The sequence below is a fragment of the candidate division WOR-3 bacterium genome, from assembly GCA_016867815.1.
GTDB lineage: Bacteria > Hydrothermota > Tepidihabitantia > Tepidihabitantales > Tepidihabitantaceae > UBA2258.
The window spans coordinates 14,512-26,759 of record VGIR01000017.1 but is presented as its reverse complement, the minus strand read 5'-3'; the positions used below and the strand labels follow the sequence as shown (position 1 = coordinate 26,759).

Here is a 12,248-nt window from a genome sequence, read left to right as displayed (position 1 = left end):
ATCCGAGCCGCGCGGCTTGCGGCTTCCCTGGCTTGGCAGCCGCTCCCGCCAACTAACTTTGGCTATGCCGGGGGCATCGGCGCCCATCGCGCCCTGATGCTGAGAATCACAAAATGGACACCAAGAGCGAATGCGTAGCCCGCGAGCAAACGTGAGCGGAACACAGGGGTAGCAGCCGGTATCGCCAAGAGGATCACGCCTACCGCGATTGACGTCAGACCGAGCAGAGCTAGCAGCCACTCTGCCCCCAGCTTTCTGCGCAGCAGGTATGCCGTCGCCAGCTCCATGGCACCGGTGGAAACCGTCCAGAGCCCGATGTAGCTCATGAACTCCGGTCCGCTGCGAGGTTGCTGGAGGAGAGTCAGGAGACCTACCCCAACGCCGGACAGCCCCCACAGCACCAGCGCCCACAAGTGCCTGCGCCCCGCGTACTCGCCCATGGTCATCCCGACGCCGAGGGCGCCGTCGGCGAGGACATAGGTACCGAAGGGCATGATCAGGACACTGATCCAAGGCTTGGGGAGCAACAGGGCCAGGACGCCGAAAACCATCGCTATGAGGCCGCGCAAGAGCAGGACGACCCAGTTGCGACAGAGGATGTCGGCCAGCTGCAGTCCCGCGAGGCGCTGGCCGGTCCTATTCGTCATAGTGCATGCTCCGGCCATTCGCGTCGGCTGCAAACTCGGCCATCGAGCAACAGGATATTCCGAGACACGGCAGGAGTCAAGAAGAGTGCGGCTGCCCATCGAAACCACGCCGGGACGATCCGGACTGAACCTCGGAAGTGCCGGTCGCTCCGGCTGGAGTCAGCGGCGCGAGAATCCGCAACCGCAGTAGTTCTGGCGGTACAAACCCAGGTCGCGGGACAGCTCGATACTCTGCCTGAACCCGTCCCGCTTCTTCCAGTCCTCATCCACAAATGTGAGGCCGTGGCGAGTCGCCACCTCTTTCCCGATGGGATTGATGACTGCCGCCTTTTTCATGGGCGCGATGGTCAACGTCGTAGCCAGATGCGTGCACCCGTTCTCGGCTGCTCGTCTGGCAGTCTCCTCGAGCCTCAGCCGATAGCAGGCAGAGCATCGGCGTCCGCCCTCCGGTTCCGCCTCCAGGCCGCGCACGGCCTCGATGAACCGGCCGCGATCATAGTGACCGACGTCAACCAGCACTCGCCACAAGGCTGAGATCCGCTGCACCCCCATCAGCCGCTTGTTGTACTCCGCCTCGGGATGAACGTTGGGGTTGTAGAAGAACCCGACCACCTCGTAGTCGTCCTTCAGGCGGCGTATGACCTCGGTCGAACAAGGCCCGCAGCAGATATGGAGCAGCAACTTCGGCTTCACCGGATCAGACTAGAGGCACGTCGGTCGCAAGTCAATACTGAAGCTGCACTGCTCCAGCACTGCCGATGTCTCCGGGCATCCTGACTTCTGCCTTCGTCCGGCTTCAGGACGGGTCTCCCTTGACCTCGGCGCTTCGCATTCTATCTTCTCCCCCATGCCCTTTTGCCATGACCTCGACCTGATCCGACCTTTCATCACTGGAAACCTTCCCGCGACCAGTTCCTTGTTCAACCTCGTCAACGGCACCTTCAGTTCCGCGCTGCGGTGGGTCCGGGCCGATGACCTCGACAACCCGCACGCACTGCTCTGCCGCACGCATCGGCTCACACTGTTCGCCGATTCCGGGCAGGCCGCGAGCCGTGTGCTCGCCGAAGTGCCCCGGAACCTGCGGCTGGTATTCAGCGCTACCCCGACCCGCTTCTGTCGCTTGATAAGGACCCACTGGCGCGGCCCGGATGCCGGCCGGCGGCTGTGGTACAACCACTGCTACCTGTACGTTCTCCGGCCGGGCCGACTCGTCATCGACCGGACACATAGAGTGAGCCGGCTGCGGCCGGAGGACGCGCGGCCTATTGCCCAAGCGTGGCCATTTGGCCGAAGTGCCGACCGCATTCTTCGCCGCATTCGCAGCGGGCCGGGCTACTGCATTCGCCGCAAGGGCGCGCCGGTGGCTTGGAGTTTGACCCACGATGACGGCTCAATGGGCTTCCTGCATGTGGTCGAGAGCTACCGACACCAGGGCATGGGGAGAACACTGACAACCGCATTGGCAGAACGGCTGCTGCGGCTCGGCGTTCAGCCATTCATGCACATCGTCACGAACAACAGGGCGTCGCTGCGCTTGACCTCGGGTATGGGCTTCTCTCGCGCCGGACGATACTCCTGGTTCGGGACTACCTGACGGGCAGTCGGTCCGAGCTCGCCGGACGGGCAATCTCCGACCACCACCTCTCTCGGCCTGCCGGCTGAGGATCTCCGGCCTGGTTGTGGTAGCGGATCCCGACGGCGTTCCGGCCTCGCCCAAGGGGCTGCGCAGTCAGGCCGGGGTCGTCAGGAATCAGTCGGACCGAGGCGAATCATTCTCGAAGCGCGTCTTCTGGGGACGCGACGCGGCCCTCATGCCGGACTGCGGCGGGTTCGAACGCGCTTGCGGCATTGCGGCCTGTGAAGCCGGAACGACCCGCTCTTCGCTCAATTCCCTGGGCCACACCAACTCATCGCCGCCGCTTGTCAGACACTTGTAGCCCAGCACTCGCACCTGCTGGTTGACTTCCCTGAGATAGTCGAGCGTTTCTTTGACCGCTGAGTCGAGTTCATTGACGACAATCGTTATTGGGAACTTCCCCTCGCTCATACTCCGCTCCAGCCCCGCCCGGAACTTCTCAGCCGACCAGCTCTCACCCGCGCGGCCGGCAATCCAGTCGGTCAGCGACGTTCCGAGGAATTCCTGGAAGGGCATGGCCAGCACGTCATACTTCTTGCGCCAGAAACGGTGGCCGGTGGCCACCACGTCCCCGACGACCACGGCCGAATCCCCGCCCGGCTCCGGGCAGACCGCGAGCTGAACGCCGCCGGCGTCATCGACGACTACCAACACGCGGTTGGAGTGAGACTGCGGCGGAGCCATGGCCGCCCGCGGCAGGGACTGGCTTGTGCCTTGACCAAGAAACTCCGGGGCATCGACTACTAACTGGAGCGCATCAACCGTGCTCGTTCCATCGCGGCCGTTGAAAGCGAACCATCGGTCTCCGGCTCGCTTGAAGCGAGCCCAACATGGACCCTGAATCATCGCTAGCGCCTCCCGCTGGCCTGTTCGTGACCCTTTGGCGTCCCGGAACCCTCCGGCGGTCTTCGCGTCGGGCGCCTCCCTGCCATCACACCCGGCATAGCTCCATCCCAACCGGGCCTCGTGGCTGCAGGTTTGGGGGCCGGCGGCGGAGCTGCGCTAACCGGCCTTGACTGAACCGGTGGCGGGATGACATCACGCGCCGAAGGCGGTTCGTTCGCCCAGGGCGGCTTCCTGACCACGGCCGGCTCGGACAGAGGGGTCAAAGCCGGTTCGCCGGCTTCGACTTCCTGGTCGACATACGCCGGCTCGGCCTCCTTGTCTGACAGCACCGGCTCTTCCGACCACGGCGGCGTGTCCTGGGCCGGCCCAGCCTGCGGCTCGGATTCGGTCACCTCGGGGCCGGCCGTCGAAGGCTGTGGCCGCGGTGGCGTCCGGGGCTGGGACGGCACCGGGCGCGACGCCGGCCTCACTGGCTCCCTTTCCTCTTGGGGGCCAGACTCGAGGAGTTCCAGGACTCTCGGCATCATGATCTCGACACCCGAACTCTCGTACAACTCCACACCTAGCGGCTTGACCGCGAGGTTGAACGTCCGCAGGTGAGCAACCGCCTGCTCGACTTCCGGACTCGAGTCCGTCACCAGGAGTACAACCGGGAACCGGCCGTGTTCCAGGCTCCGGCCCAGCCCGGAGAGGAACCCCTTCTCTGACCAGCCGATGGGGATCCGACTGGAGAAATAGTCGTCCAGGCTCTGCCCCAGTCGTTTCTCGATGACCGAAGAGAATTCCTGGGGTGCCATGCGCCAGAGCCTGCCGGTGAAAACCAGCACCTCCTGGCATACAGTGGTCAACGCATCGCGCGTCAACTGGGCCGGACAACCGATCAGCGTGATTGCACCGACGTCGTCAACCGCAGCCACCACCCGCGTGTCGCCCCGCTCGGAGAGCACAACCGCTGCCTGGCAGGAGGATTCGCCGCTCTCCATGCTCAGGAACTCGGGCGCACTGCACACAAGTGCGGCCAGATCGACGGTTGTCTTCAGAGGTCTTGGCTGCAGGAGGCTCCAGCCGGATCTCTCCTGTCTTACACGGAAACAGAAGGCAGCCCCGGATTGCCCTATCTGCGCAGCAGATCCCGCCGGAGTCTCCGGACTCACGAAGTGATATTAGCCGAACAGGCCACCTGTGTCAAGCACGATTTGTGGCCGCCGGGCATGGAACAGCTGGAGCCTTGGTGTCTGCTCTGAGTTAGACCTTGGGCAAATTGCAGGCGACATCGGGCCGACCTTGGTTATCCCCGCTTCCGGCGCCTGTCGCCCGGTTCACGTCCATCCACCAGACCAGGCGCTGCCTGCCGGCGGCCGCATGCCCCGGTGTCAGCGGCCAGGCAGAAACGGAAGGAACGTGGACAGGACTGCCATCCTGTCCGCGTCAGCCTCCGTACCAATCCCGCGGCAGCGACCCAGTTCAGAAGCCACGGGCCGGCATCAGCCGGCCCGTTTGCTCGAAACCTGGGCCTGCTACTTCAGGACGCCCCGAACGCCTCCTGCCGCTTGCGAAGCAACGCCCACTGCGCGTCAATCTGACGTTGCGCCTCGGCGATGACCGCCTTGCCCGCCTCATCTTTGAAGAGGTGGCTGAACCGGCCTTGCGGCTTCATGAACTCCTCGACCGGTTTCTTCTCCTTGGGCTGGTAGTTGATCTTGTACCTACCATTCTCCCACTCGTAAATCGGCCAGAAACCGGTGTCGGCCGCAAGCCTTGCCATCTCGACCGTCAGGTTGCCGGCGTGCTGCCAGCCCAGCGGGCACGGTACCAGCACATTGAGGAACGAGGGCCCGTCCGCGGCCAGCGCCTTGCCGACCTTGGTGACGAGATCGTTCCAATGCGCGATGGTGGTCTGCGCTGCGTACGCCGCGTTATGGGCAATCATGATCTCCATGATATCCTTGCGCGGCATCGTCTTACCTGGTATCACCGCACCGGCCGGCGACGTAGTCGTGTGCGCACCGTACGGCGTAGCCGAGCTGCGCTGGATCCCGGTGTTCATGTAGCCTTCGTTGTCGGTACAGACGTAGAGGAACTTGTGCCGGCGTTCGAAGGCACCGGAAATCGCCTGGAACCCGATGTCATAGGTACCGCCGTCCCCTCCGAAGGCGATGAACTTCACGTCCTCCTTGATGTTGCCCATCTTCTTGTGGAAGTTGTAGGCAGCAACGACGCCGGACGCGGTGGAAGCCGCCGTCTCAAACGCGGTGTGGATCATCGGTATTTGCCACGCGGCATGCGGGTAGATGGACGAGAAGATCTCGGTACAGCCGGTCGGCATGATGCCTACCACCGGCTGGGGCGCGGCCAGGAGTATCTGGCGCACTGCCAGGGCCTCGCCGCATCCGGCGCAGGCGCGGTGACCGCTCGAAAAGAGCTCGGGATTCTGACAAAGGTCCTTGAGTCTTGCCATCTCCTACTCCCCTCTCCGGTTCGTGAGGTCCGCCGTTCCGACTCCGCAATTCGTCATTCGACAATCGTCATTCGTCATTGGGATCGCCATGTCTACCTCACTCCGATGTAGGTCACGAGGTCTTCCTTCTTGCCTGCGTGCGCCTGCTCGAGCACCGTCGCGGCATCGCCAAGCGAGAACTCCTTGCCGCCGAGTCCGTAGACGTACGAGAGCAGCTTGGGCCGCTGCGGCAGGTCATAGAGCGCCGAGCCTATCTCGGTGAAGAGCGCGCCGCCCCATGAGTTGACCGTATCGGCACGGTCCATGATCGCGACCGTCTTGAACTTCGCCAGCGTCTCCCTCAACACCTGGTGCGGCAGGGGTCGGAACAGGCGCAGCTTGACCATCCCGACCTTCTTCCCCTGGTTGCGCATCGTGTCCACGGCCTCGCGCATCGTACCGCAGGCCGAACCCATCAGGAGCACGACCGCATCGGCGTCATCGGTACGGTACTCCTCAACCACGCCGTAGCCCCGCCCGAACTTCTGCCTGAACTCGGCCTGTACTTCCTGGACTATCGGCAGCGCCTTGTTCATGCCCTCGATCTGCGAACGCTTGAACTCGAAGAAGTAGTCCTGCATCGTCGCCGGCCCGACCAGGATCGGCTTCTTGTAGTCGAGCAGGTTCCAGTTCGGCTTGTACGCGCCGATGAACTCGCGCACCGGCTGGTCTTCAAACGTCTCGATCCGTTCCATGCAGTGCGACAGGATGAAACCGTCCACCGCGCAGATGGCGGGCAGGGACGCGCGTTCGGCTATCTTCACGCACTGGATGAGCGTATCGTAGCCCTCCTGCACCGTCTCGCAGAAGAACTGCAGCCAGCCCGAGTCGCGGGAGGCAAGCGAGTCCGAATGGTCGCCGTGGATGTTCAGCGGCGACGAAACCGAGCGGGAGGCGATAGGCATGACTATCGGCAGCCGGAGGCCGCCGGCAATGAAGAGCATCTCGTGCATCAGCATCAACCCCTGCGATGCGGTCGCGGTCATCGTCCGGCAGCCGGATGCGGCCGCGCCGATGCAGGCAGCCATGGCCGAGTGCTCGCTCTCCACCGCCACGAACTCGGAATTGACCTTGCCGTCGCTCACGTACTGGGCGAAAATCTGCACGATCTCGGTCGAGGGCGTTATTGGGTACGCGGCAACCACATCCGGGTTTATCTGCCGCATCGCGTACGCCAGCGCCTCGTTCCCGGTCTTGGCAAGTATCATGTCCCCCTCCTGCCCGCCATTTTGCACTTTGCACTTTGCACCTTGACTTGCCTCACTTCCTCTCCTCTTCCATGGTGATAGCCTGCACCTTGGTCGGGCAGACGTTAGCGCAGATGCCGCAGCCCTTGCAGTAGTCGTAGTTGATGCCCGCCATCTTGCCGGCTTTGACAATGATGGCGGCGTCAGGACAGTAGATCCAGCACGTCAGGCAGTTGATGCACTTCTCCGCGTTCCAGCACGGACGTTGCGACCGCCAAGCACCGGTCTTGTTCTCCAGCACAGCCTTCGGGTCGTCGATGATCGCCCCGCAGGGAAGCTCTTTCCAGCTCTTCAGCTTGGCCATCCTAACACCTCACTTCCTCGTAGGCCCGGCGGATGCTCACCAGGTTCGGCTCCACGAACTTCTCCTTGCCGCCCCGGAACTTCTCCGCCAGCTTATGCTTGATCGCTTCCATCATCGGCTCGAACTCCAGCACGCCCGTGACCTTCACCAGCGCGCCGAGCATGGGCGTGTTGGGAACGTTCTTGCCCACGGTCTCCATCGCTATCTTCGAGGCGTCCACCACGTAGAGCTTGATGCCGGACGGCAGCTGCAGCCGCTTGCGCAATTCGGCCGGCTCGACGTTCGAATTCACGAGCAGGATTCCGTCGTCCATCAGGCCCTCGGTTACCCGCGCCGGCTCGATCAGCGAGGCATCGAGCACGACCACGACGCGCGGCGTCTTCACGCCGGCGTGGGAACGTATCGGCTTGTCTGAAAGCCGGTTGAAAGCGGCCACCGGTGCACCCATCCGCTCCGGTCCGTACTCCGGGAACGCCTGGATGTAGAGCCCGGTGTCAAGCGCGGACTCACCGAACAAGAGCGCCGCGGTCTTTGCGCCCTGCCCTCCGCGCCCGTGCCAGCGTATCTCCAGCGGCTGGCCGCCCAGGAAGCTGCAGGATTCAGCCATCAATACCTCCCATCATTCACTACCATTCATCAGTCACCGATCGCCGAGTCTCGCTGCGATTCATCGTTCGGCAATCGTCAATCGTCATTTCTATGGTTGTCTTTGCGGACTCAGATGTTACCTTCCTGCCGCCGAAAGTCAACCCGGCAGAGCCCGCAAGCCGGCTGAAGCCTACAGACAGTCGATGCCGGCTTCGCGCAAGGAGGCGATGATCTTCTCGCCCATGCGTTTCATTGCGTCTTCCGGGTAGCGCATCTTGAACAGAAGCTGCGCCGCGTTGCCGACTTCCATCCGCGCCATGATTCGCGCAACCTTATCGGTGAAGTCCGGTCGCGCCTGCTCGTCCATTTCCAGCGCTTCCTGGTACGTCCGCTTGAAGTACGACTTCACGTCGGACGTCAGGTCGCCATACTTCTCACGGTACAGGTACTTGAGTTCCTCGGGCGACTTCTCTTCGTACCGTTCCGAGTGGACCATCGCCGCCAGGGGCAACTTGGTGATGCCTGCCGGCACCTTCTTCGGATACCCCACACACAACGCCACCACCGGCACGACCCTGTCTGGCAGGCCGAACTCCTTGCGGATCTCAGTCATCGCGGCCAGCACCATGCCGATGTAGACCGTGCCGAGGCCAAGGCTGGTTGCGCACAGGACCGCGTTCTCAGCCGAGCAGAAGACGTCGGCGTATGCCAGCAGGAAACTCATCAGCGCTTTCTCGCCACCATAGCTCGCGCCCTCGGCCTCCGCCCACTTACCGGTCCGGTGGAAGTCGACGCAGAAGAGCAGGCAGAGCGGCGACTTCGCCACCCACGGCTGGTTCACGGCCAGCCTGGCCATTTTCTCCCGGCCCTCCTGCTTCTCGATTCGGATGATGGAGATTGGCTGGATGTTGCCGCCGGACGGCGACTGCATAGCCGCGTCCAGTAGCTTTAGAACCTTCTCCTCCTCAACCGGCTGGTCGGTGAACGACCGCACCGTCCTGCGGCGCATGATGACGTCGTATACGCTTTCCATGGCCAATGCTAGGAAGCAGGGGTCAAGGGATCAAGGATTCTGCGATTCGAGTGTCAGGCGAAGAAGCTGGCAGTCCGATCGCTGGAATCCTCCTTCGTCAGAACTTCAGGACGCTCGTCGGGTCAATCCGCTGCCCGTCCTTGCGGATTTCGAAGTGGAGATGTGGCGCGGTTGTCTTGCCCGTAGTTCCAACCCAGCCAATGGTCTGCCCCGCCTGAACTGAATCCCCCTTGGCCACGTTCCAGTCCTTGAGGTGGCCGTGGTAGCTCTCGTAGCCCTGGCCATGCTTGAGCAGCAGGAATCGACCATACTGCCTGTCGTCCCCGCGTTGCTCCACGACGCCGTCCGCCGTCGCCCGCACCGGCGCGCCGTCCGCCGCTGCCAGGTCGATGCCGATGTGGCCGTCCTTGGCCCGCTGCGATACCGCGTAATCCTCCACCGGCACCAGCTTCGGCACGAGCTGACTCCCCCACGCTTTGCCCTTGACCCACTCGGGCAGCGCCTGGGAATCGAGTGGGAATGAGTCCCAGTTCACCGGGGCCGGTGTCTGTTCGACCCCGAGCATCGTCGCCATCTTCCGGCTCTGCGCCTCGACCTGCTCAAGCTGCCTGCGCAGTGCCACGACCTTGGTAAACTCGGCCTCAAGCGTCCGGTTCCGGCGCTCGAGATACGAGAGCCGGCTGAGCCGGTAGGCACCGGCCAGCGCCATCACCAGCGACGCGACCACGAGCAGCGCCAGAAAGCCGGCGACCACTGCCAGCAACCTGACCATCCACAACGGCAGGCTGAATCGCAACGAATTCGTGCTGTAGTTGCTGGCAACGAAGAACGAAAGCTCTTTGCGAGGCATGCGCTATGCTCTAAGTTTCATGCTCAACGCCCGACGCACGACGCTTCACCCCTCACCCGACCCCTCTCCCCAGGAGGGCGAGGGACGTGACCTGCCTTGACCGCTTTGTGTCTTGGTGGTGAGAATCCAGTCCGCGCCCGCCTGTCCGACTTCTGCATCCTGCCTTCTGCCTTCTGATTTCTGACTTCGGCCGAGCTCTAATGCCTTTTCATCTTCTCGACCACCCGCTCCAGGTCCTCGGCCGAGAAGTAGCGGACGACGATATCACCGGCTCCGGCCTTGCCCGGGTTGATGACAACCCGCGTACCGAGGTATCCGGCCAGCCCCTCCTCAACTTCGCGCAGGTGTATGTCCTTCTCCGGCTTGGGCATATGCGGCTCTTTCGGCCTGGGCTCGCCGCAGAGCTTCTCGACGGACCTGACCGAAAGCCCTTCCTTCACTATCCGTTCGCACACCTCGACCTGCAATCTCCGGTTCTTGCTCATCAGCAGTGCCCGCCCGTGGCCCGCGGTTATCAAACCCGCAGCCAGGCAGTCACGGACTTTGAAAGGTAGATCGAGCAGCCGCAAAGCGTTTGCGACGGTCGACCGGTCCTTGCCCACACGCTGGGCGATTACTTCGTGCGTCTGCTTGAACTCATCGTTGAGACGCTTGTATCCCATCGCCTCGTCAATCGGGTTCAGGTTCTGGCGCTGCAGGTTCTCAATCAAGGCAAACTCGAGCATCTCCAGCTCGTCGACGGAGCGGATGACGGCCGGCACTTGCTCGAGCCCGGCGAGCTTGGACGCGCGCAGCCGGCGCTCGCCCATCACCACTTCGTAACCATCCCGCCGGCGCCGCACCATGATCGGCTGCAGCACACCGTGCGTCTTGATCGACGCTACCAGCTCATCGAGGTTCTCTTCGGTCTTGGTCCGGGGCTGAAACGGGTTGGGTCGGATCTCGTCAATCCGGATGGGCCGCGCTTCTGCGGCCATCGCGGCCCGGGTCTCTTCCGGGATTATCGCCCTGATGCCCTTACCCAGCGCTTTACGCATTGGACCTCCCTGGAGGTAATGACAAAGTGGAAAGGAGAAATGACAAAGGCTGGAGCCGAACTCCCTCCTTGTCACTTTGTCCTTGCGTCATTGCTTTGTCCTTACGACTTGTCACTTTGTCCTTTCCGCAGACTTGTGCCTCGCCATCACCTCATCCGCCAGCGCCATGTACGCCTGCGCCCCGGCCGAATGACCGTCGTAGCCGAATATCGTCTTCCCGAAGCTTGGGGCTTCCGCCAGCCGCACGCTCCTCGGGATCACGGTATCGAACACCTGCTCTTTGAAATAGCTCCGCACCTCTTCGGCAACCTGCTGGGCAAGGCTCAACCGCGACGAGTACATCGTAATCAGCACTCCCTCAATCGCCAGGGTCAGATTCAGTCCCTGCCGCACGAGACTGACGGTATCAAGCAGCCGCGACATTCCTTCCATTGCCAGATACTCGGCCTGGACCGGAATCAACACACTCTGTGCCGCCACCAGGCAGTTAACTGTGAGAATGCCCAGCGACGGCGGGCAATCGATGATGATGAACTGGTAGTCGGGGTCGATTAGCCCCAGCGCCTTGTTCAGCCGGAACTCGCGCTCATCCGCGTCTATCAACTCCACCTCACCGCCAGCCAGACTCACCGACGCCGGCAGCAGGTCCAGATTCTCCGCCCGGTCCTTCAGCACCGCGTCGGTGACCCGCTGCGCCTCACACATCGCCTCGTAGACCGATATCTCAAGCTTGGTCCGGTCCACTCCCAGCCCGAGCGTGGCGTGCGCCTGCGGGTCCATATCCACCAGCAGCGCCCGTCCCCCGCGTAGAGCCAGTGCAGCAGCAAGGCTGACCGAGGTCGTTGTCTTCCCGACCCCGCCTTTCTGGTTGCAGATTGCGATACGCTGCGCCATGCGGAAATCTACAGGCTAGGACTCAAAGGTCAAGAAGCCGGGACTAGCCACGAAAGCACGAAACACACGAAACGGAAACTTCGGTCTTGGAGTGCGGCAGCAAAGCTGCCGCTTTTCCCACCTCCGAACTTCGAGCTTCTAGCATCTAGCTTCTGACTTCTAGCTTCGCCCCGCCCGCACCTTTGACTTTTGGCCTTTGGCTTTTGCCTTTTGACTTCTCCGCGCCTAGTCCGTCCGCTTTATCTCTACTCCGGCGGCGCGGACAAGCCACGTCTGTTTCCCCTGCTTCAGCCGCGCGACAACATCCACCTTGATTCCCGGTCCCCACTTCGGCCCGCCTCGGACTGCGGCCTCGAACATCGAGGGATTCTCAGGCTTCGCCGACCACTGCTTCTTGCCGCTAAGCACCCAGATACGATCAATCGAGGCGGCGTCGAGGTTCGGCTCAGCTTGGAGTAGCGGACGAACCACACGGGCGACCACCACGAGCGGTTGCCCATCGGGCGGCGCGATTGGCTGGAAGTCGCGCCATGCGTTTGCGGTCAGCGTGTACTTACGGCCGTCGATCTCCACCCGCTCCGGCGCGGAGGCGACTGAGGCGGTGTTGGAACGGCAGCACCTGCACGCCGTCCCGCACCCAGCGATTGCCACCAAAGCAAGAGCAACGGA

The 12,248-nt window shown here is 62.8% G+C and carries 14 protein-coding genes; 1 reads left to right on the top strand and 13 read right to left on the bottom strand.

The features are described 5' to 3' along the window. Positions 1-62: 62 nt before the first annotated feature. Both FJY68_04280 and FJY68_04275 read right to left on the bottom strand, forming a co-directional pair. On the bottom strand, positions 63-746 hold the full coding sequence (locus tag FJY68_04280) for an HdeD family acid-resistance protein (protein ID MBM3331054.1): 684 nt from the start codon (positions 744-746) through the stop codon (positions 63-65). Positions 747-806: 60 nt separating this feature from the next. After that, positions 807-1,340, bottom strand: a complete 534-nt coding sequence (locus tag FJY68_04275; GenBank protein MBM3331053.1) for an epoxyqueuosine reductase QueH — start codon at positions 1,338-1,340, stop codon at positions 807-809. Between the two features lie 154 nt (positions 1,341-1,494). Here FJY68_04275 and FJY68_04270 point away from each other — a divergent pair, with 154 nt between their 5' ends. Next, positions 1,495-2,241 (top strand): GNAT family N-acetyltransferase, encoded by a 747-nt coding sequence (locus FJY68_04270; GenBank protein ID MBM3331052.1) that lies wholly within the window; start codon positions 1,495-1,497, stop codon positions 2,239-2,241. 156 nt (positions 2,242-2,397) lie between these two features. Here FJY68_04270 and FJY68_04265 read toward each other — a convergent pair whose 3' ends face one another. The 11 genes from FJY68_04265 to FJY68_04215 all read right to left on the bottom strand — a co-directional run bounded on the left by FJY68_04265 (position 2,398) and on the right by FJY68_04215 (position 12,230). Beyond that, on the bottom strand, positions 2,398-3,129 hold the full coding sequence (locus FJY68_04265; GenBank protein MBM3331051.1) for a hypothetical protein: 732 nt from the start codon (positions 3,127-3,129) through the stop codon (positions 2,398-2,400). 2 nt (positions 3,130-3,131) lie between these two features. Further along, positions 3,132-4,139, bottom strand: coding sequence for a hypothetical protein (locus tag FJY68_04260; GenBank protein MBM3331050.1), 1,008 nt, complete (start codon positions 4,137-4,139; stop codon positions 3,132-3,134). Between the two features lie 512 nt (positions 4,140-4,651). Continuing rightward, positions 4,652-5,587, bottom strand: coding sequence for a pyruvate ferredoxin oxidoreductase (locus FJY68_04255; protein MBM3331049.1), 936 nt, complete (start codon positions 5,585-5,587; stop codon positions 4,652-4,654). A 92-nt stretch (positions 5,588-5,679) separates the two neighbouring features. After that, positions 5,680-6,834: a pyruvate ferredoxin oxidoreductase gene (gene porA, locus FJY68_04250; protein ID MBM3331048.1), complete on the bottom strand. Its 1,155-nt coding sequence runs from the start codon at positions 6,832-6,834 to the stop codon at positions 5,680-5,682. 52 nt (positions 6,835-6,886) lie between these two features. Beyond that, positions 6,887-7,177 carry a pyruvate synthase gene (locus tag FJY68_04245; protein MBM3331047.1) on the bottom strand — a complete coding sequence of 97 codons (291 nt, stop codon included), beginning with the start codon at positions 7,175-7,177 and terminating at the stop codon, positions 6,887-6,889. Between the two features lies 1 nt (position 7,178). After that, a complete protein-coding gene (locus FJY68_04240; GenBank protein ID MBM3331046.1) occupies positions 7,179-7,784 on the bottom strand; it encodes a pyruvate synthase in 606 nt (201 codons plus the stop codon). 171 nt (positions 7,785-7,955) lie between these two features. Further along, on the bottom strand, positions 7,956-8,798 hold the full coding sequence (locus tag FJY68_04235) for a hypothetical protein (protein MBM3331045.1): 843 nt from the start codon (positions 8,796-8,798) through the stop codon (positions 7,956-7,958). A gap of 97 nt (positions 8,799-8,895) precedes the next feature. After that, complete coding sequence (locus tag FJY68_04230) at positions 8,896-9,363, bottom strand: M23 family metallopeptidase (protein MBM3331044.1); 468 nt, start codon at positions 9,361-9,363, stop codon at positions 8,896-8,898. 482 nt (positions 9,364-9,845) lie between these two features. Then, positions 9,846-10,685, bottom strand: a complete 840-nt coding sequence (locus tag FJY68_04225; GenBank protein ID MBM3331043.1) for a ParB/RepB/Spo0J family partition protein — start codon at positions 10,683-10,685, stop codon at positions 9,846-9,848. A gap of 111 nt (positions 10,686-10,796) precedes the next feature. Next, positions 10,797-11,579 (bottom strand): ParA family protein, encoded by a 783-nt coding sequence (locus FJY68_04220; protein ID MBM3331042.1) that lies wholly within the window; start codon positions 11,577-11,579, stop codon positions 10,797-10,799. A gap of 225 nt (positions 11,580-11,804) precedes the next feature. Then, the gene (locus FJY68_04215; GenBank protein ID MBM3331041.1) at positions 11,805-12,230 is read right to left on the bottom strand and encodes a hypothetical protein; all 426 of its coding nucleotides are present in this window, start codon (positions 12,228-12,230) and stop codon (positions 11,805-11,807) included. Positions 12,231-12,248 lie beyond the last annotated feature (18 nt).